Here is a 25075-nt window from a genome sequence, read left to right on the forward strand (position 1 = left end):
GCGTCTGCAAATGGGCGTGAACCGGCCGGCGGCTTGCGGCGCCATGACCCAATTTCGGGCGTTCGGGCAGCACTTCGCGCTTCCCGAAACCAGACGCTCATTCATGTTATAATTTCGGCTCGGATTGGGCCCGTAGCAGTCAGGCAGCTTTTGAGCGGCATGCCATAAAAGCGGAACTGCGCCGCGCGCGCCTCGACAGCCCCTGAACGGAGTTCGGCGGCTGTATCGGGTGTTTGGGCCGACCAGCGCTGCCATTTGTTTTTTAAATCCGATTGAACTTCCTTAGCAAGCCGATGAACAGAGTGAGTTCGGCATCACTCCACCCAGCCACGCGCGAAAAGAACGCGTCGGATTTGACCGCGTTCGCGGCTTGAATTCCATTATGACCCGCGTCCGTCAGGCTATAAACGATCGCCCGCCCATCGCTCGGATCAGCCGAAGTGTCCGCCAGCCCGTTGTCGCAAAGGGATTTCGCCAACCGGCTGATGGCGCTTTTGTCCATGTCGAGCCGTTCCGCGAGGCCCCCTGCCTTTGTCGGGCCCTGGCCGGCAAGCATGGCCGCAAGCTGGTAAGCGGCCGGCTGAAGATCAGGATGAAACCGGGCGGCCGACGCGGCCATGACGGTTCGGGACGCCATGAGCAGACCGTTCAACTCGCTGCCCAATTCCGTCGCAAGCTCCTTACGCGTCTTGCTCATTGGTTTCTCCAGCTGATCGCAAAGGGATTTTGATGGACTTTTGTCCACCAATTTGATTGATGGATATATATCAACTAAATGATGCTGTGCCTATGTTCACTCGACCAAGAATTCTCATCACTGGCGCCACCGACGGAATCGGCCAACTCGCCGCTTTGGACCTGGCCCGACGCGGCGCGCACCTCATCCTGACCGCGCGCAGCGAGGCCAAAGCTGACCAGACCTGCGCCGCGATCGAGGCAGTCGCGCCCGGCACTCCGGTCGATGTGCATTTCGTTGACTTCTCCGATCTGGCAGCCGTGGTGATGACCGGCAAGGCCATTGCTGCGCAGCATCAGCGCATTGATGTGCTTATCAACAATGCGGGCCTGCATGCTTTCGAACAGCGAGTCACCAAGGACGGTTATTCGGAAATGATCGCCGTCAACTATTTCGCCCCTTGGCTGTTGACGGATACCTTACGGGAAACCCTCGCGCATTTTGCGCTATCGCGCATCGTCACCGTTGGCTCGGAAGCTTCGCGGCAGAGTGGTGGTCTCGATATCGAAAAGGACTTGCTCGACATCGCCCCCTTCACCGCACGGGGATCATCAAGGATCTATGGCCGCACCAAACTCCTGGACATCATGTTTTCTCTTGAACTGGCCCGGCAACTTGACGGGACAGGTGTCGCCGTCAATTGTCTATGTCCGGGTTTCAATGTCACCGGGCTCGGCCGTGAACTGAGCTTTGCTCGTCCAGTCGCCGGGTTGCTGACGTGGCTTGGCATTGGCAATCCCGAGCGTGGCGCAGGGGCCATCGTACGGCTGGCCACCGATCCAGCCTTCGGCAAACAGACCGGGGCATATGTCTCGGCGAAGAGCACGCGACTGCTGACACCCGTTGCACCCGCAGATAACGAGGAAGCACGGCGACAATTGTGGGAAAAGACGACGGAAACGCTTTCCCGCTTCCGCTGATGCCGTGCGGCATTCGGCAGCGGCTAAGGAGAATATCGCGCCATAGCGCAGAATCGGCGGGATAGCGGAAGAGGGCTGCTACCTACGAATTGGAACAGGAGGTAGACGATCGACGTGACGGGCTGTTGCCATGTCGGGCAGTGCTGACCCCTTATCCCAGTCGCGGAAGTTTACCGACAGCTTGAAATAGGGCTGCTTTCAAGATCGTCTGTGGCGATGCAGAATAGCCGATTGCGCGCATTGCGCCCGTTACCACTCTAGCTGAATGAATGGCCGAAAACGCAGCGCTAGCGCCCGACAGCGGTCGAGCCGTTCTCCACCAATCCCGGACGTTCCGTTTTTATAGGTTCACGACCTGGCCCTTTAACCGGATCAGTCGCGCCGGACCGCATCCCTGAGCTCGGCGCGCTTCGCCTGGTCGAGCGCCGCGACGGCCTTGGCGGGGCAATGCACTTCCGCCGGCAAACGCGGGGTCTTGCCCGCTGGCGTGTGGTCGAAGCGCATCGTGCAGCCGGCTTCGCGCTGGGCGGGGGTCAGGGGTCCGCGCGGGTTTTCGGTGGCTGCGGCAGGCGCGGTCGCGCCGATGACGATCGCGGCGGCAGTGAAGATCAGGGGAAGACGCATGAAAGGAACTCCGTATATAACTATGGCGTTTGTCTTGCCGTGCCATCTAGGAAGCCGACGTGTCTGGCCATTCGCCCCTGTGTGACAAAGTGTTTCCCGCGGCGCCTGTTCAAGGCCGCTCGCATTGACCCGCCGGTGGGCGCTCCCTAGGTGCGCGGTGTCATGAAACACCACCCGACCGACCCCATTGAAACCAGCAATTCCGCGCCCTCGATCGTCCTGGTCGAGGATGATCCGGCACTGCGCACTCTCACCACGCGCGCGCTGCAGCAGAATGGCTATCTCGTCCGTCCCGCCGCTTCGGCGCCCGAAATGTGGCGCGCGCTGGAGGCCGGGCCGGCCGATCTCGTGCTGCTCGACGTGATGCTGCCGCAGACCAGCGGCCTCGATCTGTGCCGTGCGCTGCGTCAGCAAAGCGACGTGCCGATCATCTTCGTCAGCGCCAAGGGCAGCGAGACCGACCGCGTCGTCGGCCTGGAAATGGGCGCCGACGATTATCTTGCCAAACCATTCGGCACTGCCGAACTGCTCGCGCGCGTTCGTGCGGTGCTGCGCCGCGGCGGCCTCGACCGGCGTCACGGCAAGCCCGAACAGGGACTGATCGAATTCGATGGCTGGACGGTCAACGTGTCGCGCCGCCAGTTGCAATCGCCGAGCGGCGCCGGGGTCGAGCTGACCGGCGCGGAATTCGATCTGCTGATGAGCCTGCTTGACCATGCCGGGCGGATCATCGCGCGCGAACGCCTGCTCGAATTGTCGCGTACCCGGCTCGGCGATAGTTCGGACCGCAGTGTCGATGTGCTGATCAGCCGGCTGCGGCGCAAATTGTCGCATGGCGGCCAGCCTGCGCCGATCGTCACGGTGCGCGGGGTCGGCTATATGTTCAACACGACGGTCACCCGCCATTGAGGCGTTTCGTGCGCCCGTCGATCGGCGTTGCCGGCCGCGTGGTCGCTATCCTGCTGCTCGCCATGGTGATCGAATTCGGCGCGAGCACGGTGCTGTACGAGCGCGCCAGCCAGTTCGCGGTGCGCGAAGATGAGGCGCACCGCCTCGCCGAACATCTCGTCATCTGTCAGCGACTGATCGCCGACACGCCGCCCGAACGGCGCGCCGCCATGGCAACCGAATTGTCGACCGACCGCTATGCCCTGCGCTGGCGCGCCGAGCTTCCGCCGCCGCCGCCCAACGCGCCCGCGCTCGACACGATGCGGCGCCAGGTGATCGGCTGGGAACCGGCCTTGGCGAAGAGCAATCTTCGCCTCCAGCTGGTTGCGCCGGGCCATCACGCCATGGTCTCGGGCGGCCTGGTGCTGCCCGATGGCGACTGGCTGTATTTCCGCACGCTGCAGCCGGTTGCGCGGCTCAGCTCCTCGTTCGACCGGATCCTGCTCGCGCTGATCCCGGCGGTGGTGCTGATGGTGCTGGGCAGCGCCTTGCTGCGCCGCATGCTGGCACCGCTGCACGGCCTGGCCGAAGCTGCCGACCGGTTCGACGGCGCCGGCGACCATATCGTGGCCGAGGCGGGGCCGAGCGAGGTGCGGCGCGTCACGGTGGCGTTCAACCGCATGCAGGCACGCATCCGCCATCTGATCACCGATCGCACTCAGGCGCTCGCCGCGGTCGGCCACGACCTGCGCACACCGCTTGCGCGCCTGTCGCTGCGCGCCGACATGATCGACGACCGCGAAATCGGCGATGCGGTAGCCGGCGACGTGGCGGAGATGGAGGCGATGGTCGCCTCGCTGCTCGCCTTTCTCGGCGGGGAGGACGAACCCGAACGGCCCGTGCCGACCGACCTGGCGGTGCTGTGCGCCACGATCGTCGATGCCGGCAGCGATGCCGGGCGCCTGATCACCTATCGCGGGCCCGAGCATCTCGATCTGGTCACGCGTCCGCTCGCGCTGCGCCGCGCGATCGGCAATCTGGTCGACAATGCGCTGCGCTACGGCACCCGGGTCGAGGTCGCCTTGCAGCGCAATAGCAATATGGTGATGATCGATATCGAGGATGACGGCCCCGGCATCCCCCATGCATCGCTTGCCCGCGTGCTTGAGCCGTTCGTGCGGCTCGACGATGCCCGGACGCGCGACACGGTCGGTTTCGGGCTCGGCCTGGCGATCGTGACCCGCACCGTGGACATGCTGGGCGGGCGCTTCAGCCTCAGCAATCGGTCCTCCGGCGGGCTTTGCGCACGGATCGCTCTGCCGGCCTCGGTTGAGCTACAGCACCAGCCCGCTCCCCTACCCGGCCACCTCCAAGGCTAGATCAGACTCTACCGGACTCGCTCTACCTGCGGTCGTGCTGAGCTTGTCGAAGCACCGCTCTTCCCTTCGACTGCCTGCCAAGGCAGGCGCTCAGGACAGGCTTCGACAAGCCCAAGGCGAACGGAGGTAGTCGGTCAATTCAGCATCGGCCGGGCGCTGACTGGTGCCGCTTTCCCTCAAAAAAAGACCCGGAAACAATTCGTCACGAAGATGCCGCACCGCAGCAAAGGAGCGCCGCCATATCCTGATCCGAACCGTGCCACCCGGCGCGGCGGACTCAGGAGTATTACCGTGAACGACTTGATCGGCCGTGTGATCAGTTTCGAAAAGCAGGTCTTTCCGAACCAGAGCGCACTTTATGCCAGACTGGCGACCGACGGGCAGAGCCCCAAGGCGCTGATGATCTCCTGCGCGGATTCGCGCGTGGCACCCGAACATATCATGCAGGCAGAACCGGGCGACCTGTTCGTGTGCCGCAATGCGGGCAACATCGTGCCGCCTTTCTCGACTGCCAATGGCGGCGTGTCGTCGACCGTCGAATATGCCGTCGCGGCGCTCGGCGTGCGCGACATCATCGTCTGCGGCCATTCCGACTGCGGCGCGATGAAGGCGCTGATGAATCCGGAAATGCTTGCCGGCATGCCCAATGTCGCGGCCTGGCTGCGTCACAGCAGCGCGGCGCACAGTGTGGTCAGCAGCTCCTATCACGATCTCGAAAGCCATGATGCGGTGCGCATCGCGAGCATGGAGAATGTCGTGATCCAGCTTGCCCATCTGCGCACGCATCCATCGGTCGCCGCTGCCGTGGCGAGCGGCCAGATCGCGCTGCATGGCTGGTTCTTCGACATTCATGACGGCGTGATGCTGGGCCTTGACGGCGACACCGGCCGCTTCGTCGCGATCCATGAAGATCGCCCGATGCCGGTCGCACTTCGCGCCGCCGATCGCCGCGCCACCGACTCCGCTTCCGCGGCGCTCGGGGAAGCCGCATGAGCGATGTGAAGACCGTTGCCAAGCCGGGCGTTTCCTGGCCGAGCATGGCCGGACTGCCGCGTGACCTGACCGCCTCGATCGTGGTGTTCCTGGTCGCGATGCCCTTGTGCATGGGCATCGCGATCGCCTCGGGCGTGCCGCCGGAGCGCGGGCTGATCACCGGCATCATCGGCGGCATCGTCGTCGGCGCGCTGGCCGGTTCGCCGTTCCAGGTCAGCGGCCCCGCCGCGGGCCTCGCCGTCATCGTGTTCGAAATCGTCCGCGACCAGGGCCTGTCGGCGCTCGGGCCGATCCTGCTCATCGCCGGCCTGATTCAGGTCGCCGCGGGCGTCTTCAAGCTCGGCGGCTGGTTCCGCGCAATCTCGCCCGCGGTGGTGCACGGCATGCTTGCCGGCATCGGCGTGCTGATCGTCGTGGCGCAGTTCCATGTCCTGTTCGACGCCAAGCCCCTCCCCAGCGGACTTGATAACCTCGCCGCCATGCCGGCGCGGCTGTTCGGCCTGTCGATGGACTGGGCCGGCGCCGAAACCGCCTTTGCGGTGGGTCTGCTGACCATCGGCGTGATGCTGGCATGGGAGAAGTTCCGCCCGCAATCGATGCGCCTGGTGCCCGCCGCGCTGATCGGCGTGCTGGTCGCGACCCTGGCCGCATCGGGCCTTGGCCTCGGCGTGGTCCGGGTCGAAGTGCCGGCATCGATCCTCGGCGCGATCGTGCCGCCGGAAAGCGGCTTGCTCGCAAAGCTGGTCGATCCGGCGATCCTCACCGCCGCGCTTGCCATCGCGTTCATCGCCAGCGCCGAGACCCTGCTCTCCGCCGCCGCGGTCGACCGCATGCATGACGGTGTGCGCACCGATTACAACAAGGAGCTGCGTGCGCAGGGCATCGGTAACCTGCTGTGCGGCGCGGCCGGCGCTTTGCCGATGACCGGCGTGATCGTGCGCAGTTCGGCCAACGTTCAGGCCGGCGCGGCGACCCGGTTGTCGGCGATCCTGCACGGCGTGTGGATCCTCGCCTTCATCGCGCTGCTGCCCTGGCTGCTACGCGAGATTCCGATGGTCGCGCTTGCCGCGGTGCTGGTCGTGACCGGCTGGCGGCTGGTCAGCCTGCAGCATGTCCGCCACCTGTTCCGCGACTATGGCCTGCTCCCCGCGGGCATCTGGGCCGCGACTCTGGTGACGGTGGTTGCGGTCGACCTGCTCAGCGGCGTGCTGGTCGGCATCGGCCTGAGCGTGCTGGAGCTCCTCCCGCATCTGAAGCGCCTGCGCCTGAAGATCGACGAGGAACAGGACGGCACGGACGGCTATCGCATCGCGCTCGACGGCGCGGCGACCTTCGTCTCGCTACCGCGCCTGTCGGACTCGCTTGACCGTGCGCCGCACGGCACCGCGATCCAGCTCGACGTGACGCGCCTGTCGGCGGCCGATCATACCAGCGTGGAAATGATCCGCGAATGGCTCAACCGCCGCCGCGCGGGCGGCGCGGCGATCGAGCTGACCGGCAATGACAACCGCATCGCGGCGCTCGCCTGACACCACCCCTGTCCCAGCGGGCCCTGCGTTTTACCCCTCCCGGTCGTCCCGCCGGGAGGGGTATTTTTGGCCTCAGGCGTTCGCGATCCAGCCACGCCACGCGAATGCCGCGAAGAACAGGCTGACCTCCGGGAACCCTCCGGCGCGCAGGATTGCCTCATCCTGCCCCGGGCTGAAGGTGGCGAGCCGTGTAGCGACCGCTTCGCGGGCACCGCGCATCTGCTCGGGATCGGCGCCCATCGCGACGGGATAGGCCACATGGCGGTCGAGCCACAGCTCGCGCTCGGCCCCTTGCGGAAAGCTGAGATGCGCCGCGACGAACGGCGCACCAGGCCGAAGCCGGCGGTGGATCTCGCCAACCGTCCGTTCACGCTCCGCTGCGTCGAGAAAATGCAGGGTCAGCAGGCAGACCGCGGCATCGAACGGCCCGGGCGGCGCATCATCGATATAGCCCTCGATCAGATCGACCCGCGCCATATCGGGCCCGATCGTGCGTTCCGCCAGGCGCAGCATCGCCGCCGCCGGATCGACGCCGACAAAGGTCCAGCCGGGATGAGCCTGTGCCAGCACCTGCAGCTCCATGCCGCCGCCCGCGCCCAGCACCAGCACCCGCGCATCGGCCGGCACCCGTTCAGCCAGCAGGATCGCCGTCATGCGGTGCAAGGCCTCAAGTCCCGGCACGACGCGGCGCGGCCCCTCGGCATAGTTCGAGACCGCCTCGGGATCGGAGAAATGCTTCACGAAGGGGTTGTCGGGCGCGACGGCATCGTCCGGCAGGTGATCGTCATGTTTCATGTACTTTTATATGTTACATGAAGATTACCATGTCAACACATGCCCCGATCCGGAGCCCGTCATGGGATACGGATTCGTGCCTCGATCATATGAAAAGCATCGGCAAGATGGCATATGAAGACGATGATCAGGGTGGCAAGGATCGAGAAGCACTACCAGGAGAACTGGGGCTGCGATGGCGTGCCCTGCCTGTTCGGGAACGGTCCGGTCTCCGACCTTCCCAGCGACTTTACGGTTCTAAAATTCCCACCGCGGGTGGGTTGTCCGGCATGGACCTTCGCGACCCGTTGCATGTCACAGCCCGAGGACGACAAACCGCTGGAGCTGCACTGCTTCTCGACGGACGACGATTTCGGCCTTGTCGAACTTCTCTACATTACGGCGCATTATCATCGCACAGGCAGCGACCTCGATATGGGGCACACAGTTAATTTCGGACGACCCTGGTCGCCCGGGTCCCCCCTTGGCTTTGGGCTCGTATCCCTGCCCTATCTGGATGGTCCCCGGCTGGAGATCATGGAATCGACCGGTGCGCGGTTCCTGTGGCTGTTGCCGATCTCCAGCGATGAAGTCGCGTTCAAACGAGCACACGGTCTCGACGCACTTGAACAGGCGATGGAGCGCACAAGTTTCGACTATCTCGATCCGTTCCGGCCCAACGTTATCTGAATCTGGCCGAGCCTCCGTACCGGCTCCAAAGCGACCACCCTAGCCACCCTCGGCCTGCGGCAGGACATACCCAACCGTTGCCTGCGCCACCAGCCCGGCCTCGGATCCCTGCCACAGCCTGATATCGATCGTGGCGAGCCGCCGCCCCAGTCTCAGCAGCCGCGCATCGGCGACCACCGTCTCGACCCTGCACGGGCGCAGAAAGGTGATGTTGAGGTTGTTGGTCACCGCCATCGCCACCGGCCCGACATGCGCCAGGATAACCGCATAGGCGGCGACATCGGCCAGCCCCATCAGGGTCGGGCCCGACACGATATTGCCGGGGCGCAGCATCTGAGGGCCGGGGTCGAGCTCCATGCGGACATGATCGAGCGCCACGCCGACGACCCGGCCAAGCGCCGGGCGCGCCGCCGCCGGAAAGGCAGAATCGAGAAAGGCGGAGAGCTCTTCCAGGCTCATCCGGACGGATCGCTGGTAGGGTGGCGCTGGCGGGACCGGAGGCATGGCCATCGCTTGAACCATGATCCGGATGTTCGCAATGGACAGAGAGCGGGGAAGGTCTCAGCGCTTTCTCAACGTCTGAAAAGCTTTCCGGCTTTTGAAGAATCAACCAGCCTCCTGCGCCCTCAGAACAGTCATCGAGACAAAAAAAGAGACGCCGGACACTAGCTCGAGGCTTGGAGGCACGGCGGCCACCCCCGACAGCAACGAAGCGAAAAGAGCCCAGATTCAGAAAATTATCCCTGTTATTCGCCCATTGCCCCGGAAAGGTCATCACTTTCGGCAAGCGACAGAGAGATAACCCCCACCCATTCCAGCACCTCTTCGGATCGGGCCAAGCCTGGCTCCGCCAGCGCCTCGCCAAGTTTCGTCCAGATATCTCGGTGCTGATCGTGAAACGAGATGCGGTGAAGCCAGCCATGGCCATCGCCCGGCGCATACGGCTCCTGCGCTTCCGCCTCCTCCCGCTCGATGATCCACTGGCACAGCGCGATGATCGCCGGGTCGGGAATTGACTCGATGCGCAACGCGCAGTGCAGCACGGCCATGCCGACGAACGGCGCTTCCCCCTGATCGCCGGCGCCGGCCAGCTGGTCCATGAACCAGCCAAAGAAAGCCCCCGCCTCTGCCCACAGCCCGGCGTCCAGCGCGTCGAGGCTGGCGACGAGCCCAGCGACGGTCTCGTTGAAGCTGTGATGCGCGCCCATATCGTCTTCCCCCGCCATGCGCAGGAGGGACGCACAACAGAACGCCCTCATCCAATGACCGCGCTCTCCATATCCGCCGGGCTTCCATTCTGGCTGATCCGGCCGCGACCAGCGGATCAGTTCGAGCACTTCCCGCGGCTCCCATTCGTTGGATTGCGGCACAAAGCCCGTATCTCGCATCCGGCGCAGAGCCGCATGATGAGCCTCCGCATCCGCCCCATAGTCCGCTTCCGCAATCTCGCGCAGCATCGACTCGTCGATTAGGCGGCCCAGTTGCTCCAGAAGCAAACCGGAATGCGGCTCGAACAAATGCGGGAATCCTGCCAGCATGGCCGATCGTAACATAAATAAAAGGCAGGACGGATCAGATTAGTGGTTCGGTCCGCTCGTAATGCATCGTCCAGACGACCCCGGCCACGACAATCCCGATCCACAGGATAGCGGCAAGTACCGAGTCCCCGCCCCATATCGCCACATTGACGACGAGAACGAAAAACAAGAAGGCGGAACCGAGCGTCAGTCTGAGAAAGGACCGGCCGGGCCGCAGGGTTCGCGTCTCAACCAGCCAAAACGCGATACCAAGGGCAAACAGGACTGCGGCGGATGCCACTGACCGGACCGACACCCCTGCGGTCACGAAGAACATCACGGTGAGCCACACCCACAACAGCCGTCGCGATCGACGTAGGCGGCCGTTTGAAGGTTCCGTGCGCTCCATTGACTCCAATATGCCACAACATCGCGGCGTCCGATACCGGATCGAAACTGCGGCCCCACGCCCCTCGCCGGCAATCTTTCGTTACAAACCCACAAAACAGCGGCAATGAAGCCCAGCTAGGGTTCGTCCCGTCCGGGCCGACCGATGCCCCTTTCCGTACCCTCGTGACTGAGCGGTCCGGCGATCCGGATGCAGGAGGAACCTAAACCGAGAATCGGGAGGTTCCATTGAAGACTAGACTGTCGCTTATCGGCCCAGCCGCATTGCTGTCCGCCGCGCTGCTTGCCCAGCCGGCCCTGGCCCAGGATACCGAGCCGACCAAGCCGATCACCGTGTCGGGCTCGGTCGCGCTCGTATCCGATTACCGCTTCCGCGGCGTCTCGCAGTCGGACGAGGAGATCGCGCTGCAGGGCGGTGTGACCGTGGCGCATGAGTCCGGTTTTTATGTCGGCGCCTGGGGGTCGAATCTCGCTGGCTGGGGCACGTTCGGCGGCGCCAATCTCGAACTCGACCTGATTGCCGGATACAAGAGACCTGTCGGCGGCGGTACGATCGATGTCGGCGTCACCTGGTACATGTATCCCGGCGGCGCGGACAAGACCGACTTCTTCGAACCCTATGCCAAATTGTCCGGCACGATCGGCCCGGTCGGCCTGCTCGCCGGCGTCGCCTATGCCCCGAAGCAGGAAGCGCTGGGCAATTTCTCCAACACGCCGTTCAGCCGCGGCCAGTCGGAGGACAATCTCTATCTGTGGGGCGACGCCACCATCGGCATCCCCAAGACGCCGCTGACCGCCAAGGCGCATATCGGCTATTCGGACGGCAACCCCGGCCTTGGCCCCAATGGCACCAGCGTCGCGCCGACCGGCAAATATTTCGACTGGCTGCTCGGCGTCGACGCCGTGGTCGGCCCGCTCACGCTGGGCGTCGCTTATGTCGACACCGATATCGGCAAGGCGGAATCGGCCTATCTGCTACCCAATTTCAGCTCGACCAAGGACAATGGCCCGATCGCCGGCGGCCAGGTGGTGTTCTCGGTGACGGCTGCCTTCTGAGGCTACGCGAAAGGGGTACGGTTTGCGGCCGTACCCCTTTTCGATGAGGGCGCTCAATCGCCTCCGGCTCGATCCCCCTCAAGATCAGGCAAAATGGCGCGAGTCTTCAGAAAGGCCCGATAGCGGGGGTCTTCGGACGCATAGATTTCCTCGCCACCGCCTATATAGGCCCGCATCAATTCGTCGGCGGCATGGTCATCATGCCCCAGGTTCAGGAGGACCTGTCCATATCGCAGATGCAAGAAGGGATTTCCCAGCCCGCCGGGGCAGATCACGGCATCTTCCAGCGCCTCCAGCGCGGCCTCATCATCGCCGGCACGGAAACAGGCATCACCAATCGCAATGAGTATCCATGTGGTCGCATTCCAACCTTCTTTGGGTTCAGGAACCAGAGCCAATGCCTTGTTGTACTCATCCACCGCCTCGTCGAACACTCCATCCCTGGCAAGCTGATCGCCCCGGGCGCACAAATGCACGATCAACGCATAAGCCGCTGCGTTCAGCTCTTGCCTATCTTCCACCACCATCGCCTCCTTTTCTATCCGCTGCGCGCATGAGTGGCCTCCTGTAAACTTGCCGTATCTTTGCACCTTCGGAACGATTGATGGAACGAGGTTGGAGAATATAATTGTCCGCATCGAGCATGAATTTCCTCACATGGGTCGACTTCGCCCCTGTGTAGTGCGACCCTGCATTCCACAGAGTAACAACATCGATTTTGTGAGCCATATCTATTGTAGAATCGATCGGAACCAGTTGACCATCTTCTAATCTAAGTTGAAGATTGTTCGGATTACCCCTTAGCAAGGGCCCTTCACCAACGATAAGGCCCTCGCTTCGCATCCGATTAACAACAGCTCCCCCTGTAGAAGAGAATTTATCGGGAGTGCCGCCAACATAGGCCAGACGCGCATTGCGAACGGCGGGCTCGACTTCTAAAAGCGAGCTGCGTTTATAGTCTGGATAGAAACTTGTGGATCGCCTGCCGCCAAGAGGCAAGCCAATAGATATCCCGCCACTCCCAGAGCCAGATGCCGCCGCAGCACCAGCAGCGGCAGTCGCTGCGTCCAGGAATTGACCTCGGGCAATCTGCCGCTGGAGTTCATCCAGGCTTGCATCCCCCGCACGCGCCGTAAAATAGGTCTGCTCGACAAAACTGGGGAGAGCATCATTGCGGCCGGCCATCACCTGGCGATCAAGCTCAATCTTCTGTCGCTCCTCGATCATTTCCGGGGTCAGGGCGGAAGCACTGGGCTGTTTCGACTGAGTGAAGATTCGGGCCTGATAGGCCGAACTGAAATCGGGATAGTCGATCCGGTTGTAACTGAAGAAATCGGGATTCGGGTTTGCGTCGATCCATCGTCCGCCCGACATCGCAATCGATGCCCGTTCCAACGCGTCGGCGAACTCCAGGAGGTACAGCTTGTCGGTCTCCGGGGAAGCAGGATTGGCAGCAACAAGGGCCCGCGACGATGCGGCCAGCGAGGCAAGACCATATCCGACCCTCGCGCTGTTAAAGGGACGGTTCAACGAACCGGCCGGATCATGGTCGGCATCTTCCACTAGCCCGAACTTGCTCTTGGCCTGCTCGATGGCGGCATAGGCAGCGTTCCGGGCGTCGACGGCCTTCAGATAAGCGTTAACCTTGCTCAGCCTGGTTGCGGAGCTCTCGCCTGCCGGATCGCCCCTTCCCCGCACGAAATCCTCGACCGTGCCAGTGCCGGATATCGTCTGGACGGATTGATCGGCGGGGACGGTGAACTGTTCGAGGCCGATATCATTCGACTGATTACCGGCGCGCTGCGGATCGGCGGCGCCCATCCTGCACAGGAGAGCGCTGGCCGGTCGGCCGCAGGGACAACCCTTGCGCCCGAGCCGCGCGATGCAGCGCTTCGTGAATTTCCGCGTCGGTCGGCAGTCGCTCGTTCTGGGTCAGCACCGACAAATCTGTCATCATCCGAGAGTAGAGGCGCATTTTCATCCGGCGCAGTGCCGCGCCAGTATCGGAGACGATGTCTTGCGCGGCTCCTGTCAACCACGTCGCTGCGCTCAAGGCAGTGTTTTGGCTTCCCGCCGGGGCAACAATCTCATCACTGCCAACGACAGGCGTCGCGATATCCTGCGCGGCAATGCCTTCCGACAAGACCGTCCCGATCGGTGCATCGGACAGCGATTGTTCTGATGTTATGCGCAACCAGCCTCTCCCATTGCGCCATGTGCAGGGAGACACGCGCTCGGTCCCGACCCGTCATGGTAATGCGAGGTTGTAGCGAGCGGGCCGATAGTTTGAATCGAGCGAGGGAATAATCGACCGGCGAGTCAGTCGAGTCCTTCCCACCGACATCGATTCAACCTCACCGCGAATCATACCACGTGGCAGCGACCGGGACGCCATGCGTATCCCGACCGCTCTTTCTCATCATGAAACTGAACCCCTGTTCCGGCGAAAACCACCCCTGTTTTCCGCTGTTCTCACCCCTGTTACCGTAACAGGGGTGAGAACTACCCAAACTATTGAAAGAACATCGATAATCCGTTGGAGAAATCCAACTTAACAGGGGTCGCTTTTTTTCTGCCGGAAAAACAGCGGAGAGCAGCGGGAGATGGCCGATATCGGACAACGGGTTCACCGCCCTGACTCCGTCCTTTCGATGTTCCGCGTCGAAGGATCCTGTAACGATGACCCACCCAGTCCGCCCCGCTCATCCTCCTGCCCGGTACCGCGTCGGCCTGCCGATCCTGCTCGCCGCGTGCCTGGCGCTGGCAGGGTGCGGTGACGGCAATTATGTGCAGGGTCCGGCACCGACCCCCACGCCCACCCCAACGCCGAGCCCGACGCACGCCCCGACCACCATTGCCTTTTCCTTTGCTGCGCCGGATGCCAGCTGGACCTCATCCTATGCCGATTATTCGCTCGGTCAGGAGGGCTCGATCGGCTTCGCCACGCGCTATGAGGAATTGCCCGTGCCGCTGCAGGCGCTGCGCGGCCTGCGCCATCAAAGCCGCAACGTGTCCGACGATGTGTTCATGTATGTCCACCGCGCAGTCGACGGGCTGCGGCCCAGTGCGCGCTATCGCCTGACCCTGTCGGTGACGCTGGCAACCGATGCGCCGCCGGGATGCGCCGGGGTCGGCGGGGCGCCGGGCGAAGCGGTGGTGGTGAAGACCGGGTTGCTCGCCGCCCCGCCGGCCAATCGGATCGTCGGCGGCACGATGGTGCGTCCCGCCTTCGATATCGGGGCCCAATCGCAGCCCGGCGCGGATTCGGTTGTGATCGGCAATATCGCGAAACAGACCGGCCCATGCAGCCCGACCGATTATGAAACCAAGACGCTCACCACAAATGCCGCCGGGTTCGAGGCCAGGTCCGATGCGAACGGGCGGCTCTGGCTCTTCATCGGCACCGATTCCGGCTATGAAGGCCATACCGCGCTCTATTATCTCCACGGCCTGGCGACGCTGACTCCGCTATAAGAGGGCACACGGGCGGGACAATGCGCGGCAGGATCGGGAAAGGACGACGCGACAATGCACAACATCCTCCTCTGGGCCGCAAGCCTGGTCGCTGCCATCACCTGGGCGACGCATACTTTTGTCGGCGGCGTGCATGTCGCGCGCCCGCTGCTCGCCGACACCTCACTCCCGCGAGCGGCGAAATGGCTGGCCTATTATTGCTGGCATCTCGCCACGCTGATGATCGCAGCGATGGCGTTGCTGTTCGCAGCGGCGGCGCTCGGCCATATCGGCCCCGGCCTGACCTGTGCACTCGCGATATTCGCCCTGGCGTGCAGCGCGCTCAGCGCCGCGGTGGCGCTGAAGGGCAGCATCCGGCCGTGGCGCTTTCCCTCCACCACCCTGTTCCTGGTCACCGGGGCGCTTGGCCTGGCGAGCGGTTGCGCGTGAGGCGCGCCTGATCGCCCGGCGTCACACCGCCGCGACGATCCCCCTTCAGCCAGTCGCGCACCGCCCGGACATCGGCGCTCGCCATCGCTTCGGGCGTCGCGACGACATGATAAGTCGCACCCGCGATCACCGGACCGAAGGGATTGACCAGCAGCCCGGCCTCGATCTCCGCGCGGGCGAGCACCAGGCTGGCGATTGCGGCGCCGTGCCCGGCGATCGCGGCCTGCAATGCATGGCCATCCTCGGTGAAGCGCGGCCCCTCCGCGACGCGCAGATCGTCCATCCCGGCGAGTTGCGCCCAGTGCCGCCAGTCGGGCGCGCCGGCGCGGCGCTTCCATTCGGTGTGAAGCAAAATGGTGTGGCGCAGATCCGCCGGAGCGGACAGGCCAAGCCGCGGGCTGCACAGCACACCGAAGCGGTCGGTCAGCAACGGCTCCGCCGCCAGCCCGGCAAAGGGCCCCGCGCCATAGCGCACCGCGATATCAGCCATGCCCGCAGCGAGATCGGCGACCTCGTCCGACGCGTGCAGCCGCAGATTATAGTCGGGGTGCTGCGCCTGGAAACTGCCCAGCGCCGGCAGCAGGATACGCGCCGTGAACAAGGTGGTCGCGCTCAGCGTCACCGCAACGCGTCCGGTGCGCGGGCGCAATTCGGCGATGGTGCGGGCAAAACTATCGAAGCCATCGCGCAACGTCGGATAGAGCCGCAGCCCCGCCTCGGTCAGCGCGACCTGCCGTGTGCGGCGCACGAACAGCGCCAGTCCGAGGATCTCCTCGAGCAGGCGGATCTGATGGCTGATCGCGGTCGGTGTGACCGCCAGCTCGTCCGCCGCGCGGCGGAAACTCTCATGCCGCGCCGCCGCCTCGAACGCCCGCAGGGCAGCCAGAGGCGGAAGCTGGCGATGGCGCGATATGGATGAATTTGACTCATTCATTGGCTGAGAAATTCGCATTCGTCATGGCGGTTAAGTCGTTCCTATCTGCGTACCAGCACCTAATAACAGATGAGCTGGATTTGACATGCATGTTTCCGATTCTCGCCGCATCCTCCATATCGACGCCAGCGCCCGGCCCGGCCTGTCGGGCCGCGACCGGCATGGTTCGCACACCCGGCGGCTAAGCCGGCGGTTCGTTGATCGCTGGTCGACCCTGCGCCCGCAGGACCAGGTCACCTATCGCGATGTCGGCGCTCTGCCCCCGGCCCCGGTCAGCGGCGACTGGATCGCCGCCGCCTTTTCCCCGTCCGATCGGCGCACGCCGGCGCAGCACGCGGTGCTCGCCGAAAGCGACCGGCTGACCGCCGAACTGCTTGCCGCCGACCTGATCGTCATCGGCGCGCCAATGTATAATTTTGGCGTGCCCGCCCCGCTCAAGGCGTGGATCGACAATGTGGTGCGGGTCGGCGTTACCTTCGGCTTCGACCGGGCGCGGTCCGGCGAACCCTATTGGCCAATGCTGCCCGCCGGCAAGCGGCTGGTGATCCTGACCTCGCGGGGCGATTATGGCTATGACGTGGGCCAGCGGCTGGCGGCGATGAACCTGGTCGAGGCCGGGCTGAGGGTGCCGCTTGCCTATCTCGGGCTGCATGACGCCGATACGGTCGCGATCGAATATGACGAGTTCGCCGACGACCGCCTCACCGCCTCGATCGCTGCCGCCGAAGCGGGGGTCGACCGGCTGGCCGATGGGCTGGCCGCGCTGCGCTAGACGGGTTTTGAGTTGGGCCGATCCACTCTCGCCGTTCGCTCTGAGCTTGTCGAAGGGCCGCTCTTCTCTTTTCAACACGGGAGAAGAAGGACGGTGCTTCGACAAGCTCAGCACGAACGGGGAGAGGTGAGCCAATCCATGTCGCTGTTGCGCTAGAAGTCGACCGCAAGCCGCGCGATCAGCTGGCGCGACTGGATATAGGTGAAGGCGTTGTTGCCGTTGACGTCCCAGCCATCGCTGTTGAACAGGTTCGTCGCGCGCAGCCGCGCCAGTGCTGCCCGCCCGCCAAGCCGGAAGCGATAGCGCACACCAAGGTCGATCGTGGTGTAAGGCCGCACCTTCACCAGATTGGCGGCGTCGCCCAGGCTCGGCCCGCGATGCTCGACGCCCAGGTCGATCGAGAAGGCGTCGAAGCGGACCGGCCGCCAGTCCAGGCTGCCGATCAACGTGTGCGTCGCCGTGCCGATCGGCCGCTTGCCGATCACGCCGCTGGCGACCTCCACCCCCGATACGCGCGCATCGAGCAGCACCCCGCCGCCGACGATGGTCAGGCCGCGGACCGGCGACCCGTTCAGCGACAGCTCGACCCCGCGATGCGTGATGGTGCCGAGGTCGCGGAACAGATTGGCGCTGTCGAGGCCGTAATAGGGCTTGGCGATATCGAACCCGCCCGCAATCAATGTCATTGGGCCTAGCCGCAGGCGCACCCCGGCGTCGATCTGGCGGGTGCGGATCGCCGGCGGCGCTTCGTCGCGGTTCGACGCCGTCTCCGGCGCGACATCGCTTTCCTCCAGCCCGCGGGTATAGCCGCCATAGAGCGCGATCACGGGAGTGATATCGACGGTTGCAGCCAGATTGAACAGCCAGGGGGTATCGCGTGAGACCGGCAGCGGCCCGCCCGGTGCAGTCACTGCCTTGCGATAATCGCTGCGCTGCAGCCCGAGACTGACCTGACCCAGCCCGGTGATGCGGCCGAGATAGCCTACTCCCACTGTCCATTGCCGCACCCGGTCGTCGCTGCTGCGGCCGAAGTCGAATGTCGGGCGCGGCACATAGAGCGGCGTGTCGAATGGCGCCGCGCCAATCGACACCGAGTCCGACCCGCCATAGCGGCGCTGCTGCGCACGGGCGCGCACCGTCAGCATCAGCTCATGCTGCGCCGTCTTGCTCCCGAACCCGCGCGACACGCCAATCTCGCCGCTGGTCGAGGCATTGGCGCGCGGTGGCGCGCCCACCACGCGCCGCGCCGCCAGCGTGCCGGGCGGCGCCGCATCGAGCAGCACGCTGTGCGATTCCAGGATCCGCGTGACCGATCGGAATGCCCCCGCGCGGACATTGAAATCGCCGATCCGGCCTTGCCCGATCGCGCCGTAATTGAAGCGTTCGGTCTCGACATCGGCCCAGTGCTGCCCGACGAACTGGCGACGGCGCATCCGCGGCGGCGGCGTGACGCCATTGCCGATGATGATCGGGAAGATGTCCTCATCGACGATCCGCACCCGGCTCCAGAACGGCTTGATCGTGATCGACGGCGCCGGCCGCCATACCCCGATCAGCGCAGTGCTGAGGATATCGGCATTGTTGCCCGAGGCATATTCATTATGCGCCTGACTCACCCCGATGCCCAGGCCGAGCGTTTCGCCGGCCAGCGGCACCTGCGCATCGACTTCGATCAGCGCGCCGCCGAAACTGTGCACCTGAGTCACCGCGCTCACCGCCAGCCGCGCACCGGGCGTGCGCAGTCGGTAATCGACGATCCCCGAGGGCGAGGGAAAGGGATAGCCGATCGCCGACGGCCCGATGCGGATCCGGTTGCCCTCGACCAGCCGCGGGCTGAGATCACCCTGCCGGTCGATATACAGCCCCTCGAGCCGCACATTACCGGCATCGATCGGTGAAAAGCCGCGCACGTCGGTCGGACCGTAAATGCCCAGTTCCTCCCCGCCATCATTGGAGCCGAACGCATCCTCGGCATCGGTGACGGCATTGTCCTGCACGCGCTGCGCCAGCGCCGGCGCGGGGGTGAGCCCGGCGATCGCGAGCATCAGCGGGATCGGGGCGAGACAGGAAGAATGCAGGGCCATGCCGTCAGACTAGGCAGTGCGAGGCGTTGACATAGCGCACCGATCGATGATGAGATGTGCGCTATATGCACAGCGATGCCGCCCTGCCGCCGCTCGACGGTCTGACTGCGCTGCTCGCCGCCGCCGATGCCGGGTCGTTCAGCGGTGCGGCGGAGGCGCTCGGCATCACCCATGGCTCGGTCAGCCGGCGGATCGCCGGGCTCGAGGCGTGGCTCGGCACTGCATTGTTCGAGCGGCACGGCCGCGGAGTGACGCTGACCCCGGCCGGCCAGCGCTTCGCTGCCGAGGCCCGCGCCAGCCTCGGTGCGCTGTCGCGAAGCGCGCAGCAATGGCGGCCATGGCGGGGACGCCAGACCTTGCGGTTGAGCGCGGTCCCATCCTTTGCGCGGCTCTGGCTGATCCCGCGCCTGGCCGAGATCGAGTGCGGCGACATCCATATCGACCTGCTGACCGATCATCGTCCCAATGATCTCGGCGCGCGCGAAGCGGATGTGGCGATCCGCTATGGTCGCGGAAACTGGCAAGGACTGACCGCCCGGTTGCTGCTCAGCGAGCGGCTCGTCCCGGCCGCGTCTCCGGCGCTGGCCGCGAAACTGGGACCGGCGTGGCGCGCACCCGATCTGTTGCGGCATCCATTGCTGCACGATTCCGACACCGCGCAGTGGCGGTCATGGTTCGGCACCGCCGGGCTGAGCTATCACCCGCGCTGGCAGGACCGCCGCTTCGAGGATTACGACACGCTGCTGATCGCCGCTGCCGCCGGGCTCGGCGTCGCACTGCTCCGCTTGCCGATCGCTCAGCCATCACTCGACAGTGGCGCGCTGGTGCTGCTGCCGGGCAGCGAGGCGCTGGACAATCCGGCGCACCATTATCTCTGTACCGCCGAAACCGATCAACGCGCGGCGGTCGCGATCGTCGCCGAACGGATCATGGCGCTGCGCTGACCATCAGGCGAAGCGCTTCGCCCCCGCCACGCATAATACCACGACGACGGTCGATGCGATCATCGTCCAGGCGACCGGCTCGTGCAGCAGCAGCGCGGCCAGCACCAGCCCGAAAAAGGGCTGCAGCAGCTGCAACTGGCCGACCCCGGCAATCCCGCCCAGCGCCAGTCCGCGATACCAGAAGACGAAACCGATCAGCATCGAGAAGATCGAGACATAGGCGAGACCGATCCATGCCGGCACGCCGACCCCGGCCCAGTTCGCCGGTACGCTGAGCAGCGCAATCAGCATCATCGGCGGCAACGCGAGCAGCAGCGCCCAGCTGATCACCTGCCACCCGCCAAGCCGGCGCGAGAGCGTCGCGCCTTCGGCATAACCAAGGCCGCACAGCAGGATCGCCGCGATCATCAGCAGGTCGCCAGCCACCTCTCCGCCGTCACTGCGATACAACGCGAAACCCGCGACGGTCGCTGCGCCGATGGTCGAGAAGAGCCAGAATGCCGGCTGTGGCCGTTCGCCCCCGCGCAGCACGCCGAAGATCGCGGTGGCGAGCGGCAACAGCCCGACAAACACGATCGAATGCGCAGCCGTGATATGGCGCAGCGCAAGCCCGGTGAGCAGCGGGAAACCGAGCACGACACCGATCGCGACAATCGCCAGCGGCACCAGGTCGCTCCGGGCCGGCCGCGACTGATGCAGCAGGCGGAGAAACAGCGCGCCAAGCAGTGCCGCGATCACCGCGCGCGCGGAGGTCAGGAACAAGGGCGAAAGGTCGGCTACAGCGACACGCGTCGCGGGCAGCGACCCGCTGAAGATAAGCACGCCCAGAAATCCACTGCCCCAACCCGCTGTCGTCCGTTCCATGAGTCCTCGCTTTCGCGACCCGGCTAGGCGCGCGCAGGCGATATCGACAGGGACACTATGGTACAGTTCGATAAAACTGTATGGGCGCATTGACCGATACAATGTGGAGTCCGGCATGACAGAAGCAGCCACGACGCGCACCGAAGCGCTGATGGCGGCGATCACCGCGCGGATCGCCAATCGCGCACTTGGCGCAGGCGAGCGGCTGCCCTCGGTGCGCGGCTTTGCCGAGACGATGCACGTCTCCCCGTCGACCGTGGTCGAGGCCTATGACCGGCTCGCCGCGCAGGGGCTGATCCATGCGCGGCGCGGCGCCGGCTTCTATGTCTCGGGTAACAAGGCCCCGCCCATGGCGCTGGCCGATATGGGCGTGCGACGCGATCCGGCGGTGGATCCCTTCTGGGTGTCGCGCCAGTCGCTCGATGCCGATCCATCAGCGCTGATGCCGGGATGCGGCTGGTTGCCGGCGGACTGGATGCCGCAGGCCGCGCTGCGCCGCGCCTTGCGTGCACTCGCCCGGACCGACAGCGCGTTGCTGTCGCATTATGGCAGTACCCGCGGGTCGACGACGTTGCGCCGGCTGTTGCTGGCGCGTTTTGCCGAGGAGGGGCTTGAGGCCGCGCCGGACCAGCTGATGCTGACCGGATCGGGCACTCAGGCGATCGACCTGATCTGCCGCTTCCTGTTGCGGCCCGGCGACACGGTGCTGGTCGACGACCCGTGCTATTTCAACTTCCAGGCCTTGCTCCGCGCACATCAGGTGCGGCTGATCGGTGTGCCCTTCACCCCCAATGGCCCGGACCTTGCCGCATTCGAAGCCGCGCTCACCGCGGAGCGACCGCGGCTCTACATTACCAATTCCGCGCTGCATAACCCGACCGGCGCCAGCCTTTCGCCACAGACTGCGCACCGCCTGCTCGGCCTCGCCGCCGCACACGGCGTGACGATCATCGAGGACGATATCTTCGCCGATTTCGAGCCATCGCCGGCGCCGAGGCTTGCCATTCTCGACGGGCTCGACCGCGTGATCCGCATCGGCAGCTTCTCCAAGACGCTCTCGGCCTCGGTACGCTGCGGCTATATTGCCGGCCGCACCGACTGGATCGAGGGGCTGGTCGATCTGCAGGTCGCCACCAGCTTTGGCGGCCCCAGCCCGGTCGCGACCGAGGTGATCGCTTCGATCCTCGCCGGCGGCAGCTATCGCAAGCATGTCGAGGAACTGCGCCGGCGGCTGAGCCATGCGCGCCAGGCCGTTGCCGACCGGCTCGCCCCGCTCGGCATCATACCGTGGATCATGCCGCGCGGCGGCTTCTATCTCTGGTGCCGCCTGCCCGAGGGACAGGATTCAGCCGATATCGCGCGCTATTGCCTGGACCGCGGCGTGGTGATCGCGCCGGGCAATGTGTTCAGCGTCGCGCAAACGGCCGGAGACTTCATCCGTTTCAACGTCGCCCAGTCGGACGATGACCGGGTGATGGCCGTTCTGCGCGACGCGTTGTCCGCGCCTCGTTAGCTCACCACCAGAACCGCTGGACACGCCTTTGACAAGATGGACGACGCCCTAATCAAGCGCCTGTGCAACGGCGGCGCGGGCATGCAGCGTCGTGGTGTCGAACAGCGGCACGGCGCTGTCCTCCGGCCGGACCAGCAGCATGATCTCGGTGCAGCCCAGGACGATCGCCTCGGCTCCGCGCGCGACCAGCCGCGCGATCACCCCGCGATATGCCTCGCGCGACGCCGGAGTGACCATACCGGCGATCAGTTCGTCGTAGATGATGCGGTGTACGGTCGCGCGGTCATCCGTGTCGGGCACCAGCACCTCGAGCCCGTGCCGCTCGGCAAGCCGCCCGGTGTAGAAATCCTGCTCCATAGTGAAGGCGGTGCCGAGCAGGCCGATGCGGTGAAAACCAGCCTGTTTGATCTGCTCTGCCGCGGGGTCGACAATATGCAGCAGCGGCACCGACACTGCCGCCTGCACATCGTCCGCCATCAGATGCATGGTGTTGGTGCAGATCAGCAGCAGCTCCGCTCCCGCACCTTCGAGCCGGCGCGCGGCATCGATCATCAATTCAGTCAGCGCCGGCCAGTCGCCCTGATGTTGCAGCCGCTCGATTTCGGCGAAATCGAACGACCATAGCAGGCACCGCGCCGATGCGGTCGGGCCCAGTCGGCCGCGCACCCCCTGGTTGAGCAGGCGATAATATTCGGCCGAGCTTTCCCAGCTCATGCCGCCGATCAGGCCGATCATCTTCATGCCCCAAGGCGTAAAGCCTCGGGGCATGATTGCAATCAGAGAACCATGCCGCCCGATACCTCGATGCGCTGACCGGTGACCCAGCGATTGTCATCGGAAAGCAAGGACGCGATCATCGGTCCGATATCATCGGGTTCGCCGACCCGGCCGAGTGCCGTGATGTCGGCGACCATCTTGTTGACCGCCGGATTGTCGCGCACCATGCCGCCGCTGAAATCGGTGGCGATCGCGCCCGGTGCGACGGTATTGACGGTGATCCCGCGCGGTCCGAGTTCCTTGGCGAGGTAGCGGGTGAATACCTCGAGCGCCCCCTTCAGCGAGGCATAGGGAATGCTGTTGGGGGTGGTGAAGCGAGTCAGGCCGGTCGAGATGTTCACGATCCGCCCGCCATCATGGATCAGCGGCAACAGCTTCTGCGTCAGCAGGAACACGCCCTTGAAATTGACGTTGAAGACATGGTCGAGCTCGGCCTCGGTCGTCTCGGCGAAGCTGTTATGGTGTGCGATCCCGGCATTGTTGACGAGATAGTCGAAACGGTCCGCGCCGAAGTCAGCCAGGACCGGCCGGAGTGCGGCGATGAAAGCATCGAAGCTGCCGGCATTGCCGGTGTCGAGTTGCAGCGCTACGGCGCGCCCGCCCGCCTCCCCGGCCGCAGCGACGACATTGTCCGCTTCCTCGCGATTGGCGTGATAGGTGAAGATCACCCGGATACCGCGTTGTGCAATGTTGAGCACGGTATTACGGCCCAGCCCGCGGCTGCCGCCAGTAACGATGGCGATGCGTGATGGATTGGTCGGGATGTCGGTCATCTACTGTCTCCTGAGTGCTGAGCGGCGATATAGGCAGCAGGAGTTCGTGCGATAATTGGCTTGAATCAGCACAGCCTGTTCGGATATTCGTACAGTGCGGTTACAAGCTCAATAACGGACGCTTCGCCGGGGAAGCGTCCCTGGCTGGACAGGCGACCCGTTCTCACGAACGCGGATTGAAACCTCGTCGCGTCGCGAGCCACCGTCTGATGGCGCGCTAACCTGCCTCACCCCGCGCCGCCATCACCTCCTGATACCGTGCCTTCATGAGCTTCATCCAGCGCGCGCGCAACGCGGCCGGGCGCTCGCGATAGCGTTCCTCCAGAAACGCCGCCTCCTTCACCCGGTCGAGCCGGAAGGTGCGGAAATCCTCACGCAGTTCGCACCACGCCATCACCACCCGCACCGCGTCACGATAGCCGACCAGGAACGGCCAGATCGTGCGGGTCGAGCCGCGGCCCTGGTCGTCGGCATAAACCAACGCGAGCTTGTTGCCGCGCCGGCACCATAGCCGCAACTGCCCGACATCGATGCTCTCGGCCGGCGCGGTACGCCAGCGCGGCGGCGTGCCGACGACCGGTTCCAGCAGCAGCGAGCGCAGCGCCTCCGGCACCGTCGCGGCGAGCTTGGCGATCAGATCGTCGGCCGCTTTCGACAGCGCGCGGTCGCCCTGCGTGCGCACCCATTGCGCACCAAGCACTGCCGCCTCCAGCTCGTCCGATGTCAGCATCAACGGCGGCATGTCGAACCCGCCATCAAGCACATAGCCAACCCCGGCCTCGCCGCGGATCGGCACGCGCTGTCCCATCAGTGTCGCGATATCGCGATAGATGGTGCGTTTCGACGTCTCGAGCTCAAGCGCGATGGCGTCGGCGGTGATCGGGTGACGGGTTCGCCGCAACACCTGGATGATCTGGAAAAGTCGGTCTGCGCGTCTCATGAAAATCCGCATAATGGCAGGATGCTGACAGCATGGTGGCAGCAGCCCTATACTAGT

General features: G+C 64.8%; 27 protein-coding genes. 12 read left to right on the forward strand and 15 right to left on the reverse strand.

Annotated elements, in window-relative coordinates; translation table 11 throughout:
- Positions 1–262 precede the first annotated feature (262 nt).
- On the reverse strand, positions 263–697 hold the full coding sequence (locus H3Z74_RS16520; RefSeq protein WP_187760671.1) for a MarR family winged helix-turn-helix transcriptional regulator: 435 nt from the start codon (positions 695–697) through the stop codon (positions 263–265).
- A 92-nt stretch (positions 698–789) separates the two neighbouring features.
- Here H3Z74_RS16520 and H3Z74_RS16525 point away from each other — a divergent pair, with 92 nt between their 5' ends.
- Entirely contained in the window at positions 790–1656 is an 867-nt protein-coding gene (locus tag H3Z74_RS16525; protein WP_187760672.1) for an SDR family NAD(P)-dependent oxidoreductase, read from the forward strand.
- A gap of 372 nt (positions 1657–2028) precedes the next feature.
- On the opposite strand, the gene H3Z74_RS16530 is transcribed toward H3Z74_RS16525, so the two are convergent.
- Positions 2029–2280, reverse strand: coding sequence for a hypothetical protein (locus tag H3Z74_RS16530; RefSeq protein ID WP_187760673.1), 252 nt, complete (start codon positions 2278–2280; stop codon positions 2029–2031).
- Positions 2281–2442: 162 nt separating this feature from the next.
- Between H3Z74_RS16530 and H3Z74_RS16535 the strand changes: the two genes are divergently transcribed.
- From H3Z74_RS16535 to H3Z74_RS16550, 4 genes are all read left to right on the forward strand, one after another.
- A complete protein-coding gene (locus tag H3Z74_RS16535) occupies positions 2443–3189 on the forward strand; it encodes a response regulator transcription factor (RefSeq protein ID WP_187760674.1) in 747 nt (248 codons plus the stop codon).
- A gap of 8 nt (positions 3190–3197) precedes the next feature.
- Positions 3198–4547 carry an ATP-binding protein gene (locus H3Z74_RS16540; protein ID WP_412034820.1) on the forward strand — a complete coding sequence of 450 codons (1350 nt, stop codon included), beginning with the start codon at positions 3198–3200 and terminating at the stop codon, positions 4545–4547.
- A 291-nt stretch (positions 4548–4838) separates the two neighbouring features.
- The gene (locus H3Z74_RS16545; RefSeq protein WP_187760676.1) at positions 4839–5540 is read left to right on the forward strand and encodes a carbonic anhydrase; all 702 of its coding nucleotides are present in this window, start codon (positions 4839–4841) and stop codon (positions 5538–5540) included.
- A 44-nt stretch (positions 5541–5584) separates the two neighbouring features.
- A complete protein-coding gene (locus tag H3Z74_RS16550) occupies positions 5585–7069 on the forward strand; it encodes a SulP family inorganic anion transporter (RefSeq protein ID WP_187764372.1) in 1485 nt (494 codons plus the stop codon).
- A 72-nt stretch (positions 7070–7141) separates the two neighbouring features.
- Here H3Z74_RS16550 and H3Z74_RS16555 read toward each other — a convergent pair whose 3' ends face one another.
- Entirely contained in the window at positions 7142–7864 is a 723-nt protein-coding gene (locus tag H3Z74_RS16555) for a class I SAM-dependent methyltransferase (RefSeq protein ID WP_187760677.1), read from the reverse strand.
- A 114-nt stretch (positions 7865–7978) separates the two neighbouring features.
- On the opposite strand from H3Z74_RS16555, the gene H3Z74_RS16560 reads away from it, so the two are divergent.
- Positions 7979–8533 carry a suppressor of fused domain protein gene (locus tag H3Z74_RS16560; protein ID WP_187760678.1) on the forward strand — a complete coding sequence of 185 codons (555 nt, stop codon included), beginning with the start codon at positions 7979–7981 and terminating at the stop codon, positions 8531–8533.
- A 39-nt stretch (positions 8534–8572) separates the two neighbouring features.
- Here the strand turns inward: H3Z74_RS16560 and H3Z74_RS16565 are convergent, their stop codons facing one another.
- The 3 genes from H3Z74_RS16565 to H3Z74_RS16575 form a co-directional block, all read right to left on the reverse strand.
- Entirely contained in the window at positions 8573–8992 is a 420-nt protein-coding gene (locus H3Z74_RS16565; RefSeq protein ID WP_187760679.1) for a PaaI family thioesterase, read from the reverse strand.
- 287 nt (positions 8993–9279) lie between these two features.
- A complete protein-coding gene (locus H3Z74_RS16570; protein WP_187760680.1) occupies positions 9280–10071 on the reverse strand; it encodes a hypothetical protein in 792 nt (263 codons plus the stop codon).
- Positions 10072–10105: 34 nt separating this feature from the next.
- Entirely contained in the window at positions 10106–10387 is a 282-nt protein-coding gene (locus H3Z74_RS16575; RefSeq protein ID WP_187760681.1) for a hypothetical protein, read from the reverse strand.
- Between the two features lie 299 nt (positions 10388–10686).
- Between H3Z74_RS16575 and H3Z74_RS16580 the strand changes: the two genes are divergently transcribed.
- Positions 10687–11514, forward strand: a complete 828-nt coding sequence (locus H3Z74_RS16580; protein ID WP_187760682.1) for a TorF family putative porin — start codon at positions 10687–10689, stop codon at positions 11512–11514.
- Positions 11515–11567: 53 nt separating this feature from the next.
- On the opposite strand, the gene H3Z74_RS16585 is transcribed toward H3Z74_RS16580, so the two are convergent.
- Genes H3Z74_RS16585 through H3Z74_RS16595 form a run of 3 tightly spaced genes read right to left on the reverse strand, consistent with a single transcriptional unit; the run spans position 11568 to position 13708 of the window.
- The gene (locus H3Z74_RS16585) at positions 11568–12041 is read right to left on the reverse strand and encodes a tetratricopeptide repeat protein (protein ID WP_187760683.1); all 474 of its coding nucleotides are present in this window, start codon (positions 12039–12041) and stop codon (positions 11568–11570) included.
- Positions 12025–13335: a hypothetical protein gene (locus H3Z74_RS16590; RefSeq protein ID WP_187760684.1), complete on the reverse strand. Its 1311-nt coding sequence runs from the start codon at positions 13333–13335 to the stop codon at positions 12025–12027. The genes H3Z74_RS16585 and H3Z74_RS16590 overlap by 17 nt, the downstream gene beginning before the upstream one ends.
- On the reverse strand, positions 13304–13708 hold the full coding sequence (locus tag H3Z74_RS16595) for a hypothetical protein (RefSeq protein ID WP_187760685.1): 405 nt from the start codon (positions 13706–13708) through the stop codon (positions 13304–13306). Before H3Z74_RS16595 ends, H3Z74_RS16590 begins: the two co-directional genes overlap by 32 nt.
- A 485-nt stretch (positions 13709–14193) precedes the next feature.
- Here H3Z74_RS16595 and H3Z74_RS16600 point away from each other — a divergent pair, with 485 nt between their 5' ends.
- Entirely contained in the window at positions 14194–14988 is a 795-nt protein-coding gene (locus H3Z74_RS16600; protein WP_187760686.1) for a hypothetical protein, read from the forward strand.
- A 54-nt stretch (positions 14989–15042) separates the two neighbouring features.
- Complete coding sequence (locus H3Z74_RS16605) at positions 15043–15417, forward strand: hypothetical protein (protein WP_187760687.1); 375 nt, start codon at positions 15043–15045, stop codon at positions 15415–15417.
- Here the strand turns inward: H3Z74_RS16605 and H3Z74_RS16610 are convergent.
- The gene (locus H3Z74_RS16610; protein WP_187760688.1) at positions 15380–16351 is read right to left on the reverse strand and encodes a LysR substrate-binding domain-containing protein; all 972 of its coding nucleotides are present in this window, start codon (positions 16349–16351) and stop codon (positions 15380–15382) included. The two genes, H3Z74_RS16605 and H3Z74_RS16610, sit on opposite strands and share 38 nt — an antisense overlap.
- An 85-nt stretch (positions 16352–16436) precedes the next feature.
- Between H3Z74_RS16610 and H3Z74_RS16615 the strand changes: the two genes are divergently transcribed.
- The gene (locus tag H3Z74_RS16615; RefSeq protein ID WP_187760689.1) at positions 16437–17123 is read left to right on the forward strand and encodes an FMN-dependent NADH-azoreductase; all 687 of its coding nucleotides are present in this window, start codon (positions 16437–16439) and stop codon (positions 17121–17123) included.
- A gap of 152 nt (positions 17124–17275) precedes the next feature.
- Here the strand turns inward: H3Z74_RS16615 and H3Z74_RS16620 are convergent, their stop codons facing one another.
- A complete protein-coding gene (locus tag H3Z74_RS16620; RefSeq protein ID WP_187760690.1) occupies positions 17276–19207 on the reverse strand; it encodes a TonB-dependent receptor domain-containing protein in 1932 nt (643 codons plus the stop codon).
- Positions 19208–19272: 65 nt separating this feature from the next.
- On the opposite strand from H3Z74_RS16620, the gene H3Z74_RS16625 reads away from it, so the two are divergent.
- Complete coding sequence (locus H3Z74_RS16625; protein ID WP_229727094.1) at positions 19273–20151, forward strand: LysR substrate-binding domain-containing protein; 879 nt, start codon at positions 19273–19275, stop codon at positions 20149–20151.
- 3 nt (positions 20152–20154) lie between these two features.
- On the opposite strand, the gene H3Z74_RS16630 is transcribed toward H3Z74_RS16625, so the two are convergent.
- Positions 20155–21015 (reverse strand): DMT family transporter, encoded by an 861-nt coding sequence (locus H3Z74_RS16630; RefSeq protein ID WP_187760692.1) that lies wholly within the window; start codon positions 21013–21015, stop codon positions 20155–20157.
- A gap of 115 nt (positions 21016–21130) precedes the next feature.
- On the opposite strand from H3Z74_RS16630, the gene H3Z74_RS16635 reads away from it, so the two are divergent.
- Positions 21131–22528 carry an aminotransferase-like domain-containing protein gene (locus H3Z74_RS16635; protein ID WP_229726634.1) on the forward strand — a complete coding sequence of 466 codons (1398 nt, stop codon included), beginning with the start codon at positions 21131–21133 and terminating at the stop codon, positions 22526–22528.
- Positions 22529–22576: 48 nt separating this feature from the next.
- On the opposite strand, the gene H3Z74_RS16640 is transcribed toward H3Z74_RS16635, so the two are convergent.
- The 3 genes from H3Z74_RS16640 to H3Z74_RS16650 form a co-directional block, all read right to left on the reverse strand.
- Entirely contained in the window at positions 22577–23269 is a 693-nt protein-coding gene (locus H3Z74_RS16640; RefSeq protein ID WP_187760693.1) for an aspartate/glutamate racemase family protein, read from the reverse strand.
- Between the two features lie 35 nt (positions 23270–23304).
- Positions 23305–24078, reverse strand: coding sequence for an SDR family NAD(P)-dependent oxidoreductase (locus tag H3Z74_RS16645; RefSeq protein ID WP_187760694.1), 774 nt, complete (start codon positions 24076–24078; stop codon positions 23305–23307).
- 217 nt (positions 24079–24295) lie between these two features.
- Positions 24296–25018, reverse strand: a complete 723-nt coding sequence (locus H3Z74_RS16650; RefSeq protein WP_187760695.1) for a helix-turn-helix transcriptional regulator — start codon at positions 25016–25018, stop codon at positions 24296–24298.
- Positions 25019–25075 lie beyond the last annotated feature (57 nt).

This window comes from Sphingomonas alpina, from assembly GCF_014490665.1.
In the GTDB taxonomy this organism is placed as follows: Bacteria; Pseudomonadota; Alphaproteobacteria; order Sphingomonadales; family Sphingomonadaceae; genus Sphingomonas; species Sphingomonas alpina.

What these genes read in the sequence shown, in the direction of transcription:
- H3Z74_RS16635 (WP_229726634.1), top strand. Translation starts at nt 21,131, where the DNA reads ATGACAGAAGCAGCCACGACGCGCACCGAAGCGCTGATGGCGGCGATC.
- H3Z74_RS16620 (WP_187760690.1), bottom strand. Translation starts at nt 19,207, where the DNA reads ATGGCCCTGCATTCTTCCTGTCTCGCCCCGATCCCGCTGATGCTCGCG.
- H3Z74_RS16555 (WP_187760677.1), bottom strand. Translation starts at nt 7,864, where the DNA reads ATGAAACATGACGATCACCTGCCGGACGATGCCGTCGCGCCCGACAAC.
- H3Z74_RS16590 (WP_187760684.1), bottom strand. Translation starts at nt 13,335, where the DNA reads ATGGGCGCCGCCGATCCGCAGCGCGCCGGTAATCAGTCGAATGATATC.
- H3Z74_RS16530 (WP_187760673.1), bottom strand. Translation starts at nt 2,280, where the DNA reads ATGCGTCTTCCCCTGATCTTCACTGCCGCCGCGATCGTCATCGGCGCG.
- H3Z74_RS16575 (WP_187760681.1), bottom strand. Translation starts at nt 10,387, where the DNA reads ATGTTCTTCGTGACCGCAGGGGTGTCGGTCCGGTCAGTGGCATCCGCC.
- H3Z74_RS16525 (WP_187760672.1), top strand. Translation starts at nt 790, where the DNA reads ATGTTCACTCGACCAAGAATTCTCATCACTGGCGCCACCGACGGAATC.
- H3Z74_RS16640 (WP_187760693.1), bottom strand. Translation starts at nt 23,269, where the DNA reads ATGAAGATGATCGGCCTGATCGGCGGCATGAGCTGGGAAAGCTCGGCC.
- H3Z74_RS16650 (WP_187760695.1), bottom strand. Translation starts at nt 25,018, where the DNA reads ATGAGACGCGCAGACCGACTTTTCCAGATCATCCAGGTGTTGCGGCGA.
- H3Z74_RS16535 (WP_187760674.1), top strand. Translation starts at nt 2,443, where the DNA reads ATGAAACACCACCCGACCGACCCCATTGAAACCAGCAATTCCGCGCCC.
- H3Z74_RS16550 (WP_187764372.1), top strand. Translation starts at nt 5,585, where the DNA reads ATGGCCGGACTGCCGCGTGACCTGACCGCCTCGATCGTGGTGTTCCTG.
- H3Z74_RS16605 (WP_187760687.1), top strand. Translation starts at nt 15,043, where the DNA reads ATGCACAACATCCTCCTCTGGGCCGCAAGCCTGGTCGCTGCCATCACC.
- H3Z74_RS16625 (WP_229727094.1), top strand. Translation starts at nt 19,273, where the DNA reads ATGCACAGCGATGCCGCCCTGCCGCCGCTCGACGGTCTGACTGCGCTG.
- H3Z74_RS16600 (WP_187760686.1), top strand. Translation starts at nt 14,194, where the DNA reads ATGACCCACCCAGTCCGCCCCGCTCATCCTCCTGCCCGGTACCGCGTC.
- H3Z74_RS16560 (WP_187760678.1), top strand. Translation starts at nt 7,979, where the DNA reads ATGAAGACGATGATCAGGGTGGCAAGGATCGAGAAGCACTACCAGGAG.
- H3Z74_RS16615 (WP_187760689.1), top strand. Translation starts at nt 16,437, where the DNA reads ATGCATGTTTCCGATTCTCGCCGCATCCTCCATATCGACGCCAGCGCC.
- H3Z74_RS16630 (WP_187760692.1), bottom strand. Translation starts at nt 21,015, where the DNA reads ATGGAACGGACGACAGCGGGTTGGGGCAGTGGATTTCTGGGCGTGCTT.
- H3Z74_RS16585 (WP_187760683.1), bottom strand. Translation starts at nt 12,041, where the DNA reads ATGGTGGTGGAAGATAGGCAAGAGCTGAACGCAGCGGCTTATGCGTTG.
- H3Z74_RS16565 (WP_187760679.1), bottom strand. Translation starts at nt 8,992, where the DNA reads ATGAGCCTGGAAGAGCTCTCCGCCTTTCTCGATTCTGCCTTTCCGGCG.
- H3Z74_RS16520 (WP_187760671.1), bottom strand. Translation starts at nt 697, where the DNA reads ATGAGCAAGACGCGTAAGGAGCTTGCGACGGAATTGGGCAGCGAGTTG.
- H3Z74_RS16570 (WP_187760680.1), bottom strand. Translation starts at nt 10,071, where the DNA reads ATGCTGGCAGGATTCCCGCATTTGTTCGAGCCGCATTCCGGTTTGCTT.
- H3Z74_RS16645 (WP_187760694.1), bottom strand. Translation starts at nt 24,078, where the DNA reads ATGACCGACATCCCGACCAATCCATCACGCATCGCCATCGTTACTGGC.
- H3Z74_RS16610 (WP_187760688.1), bottom strand. Translation starts at nt 16,351, where the DNA reads ATGAATGAGTCAAATTCATCCATATCGCGCCATCGCCAGCTTCCGCCT.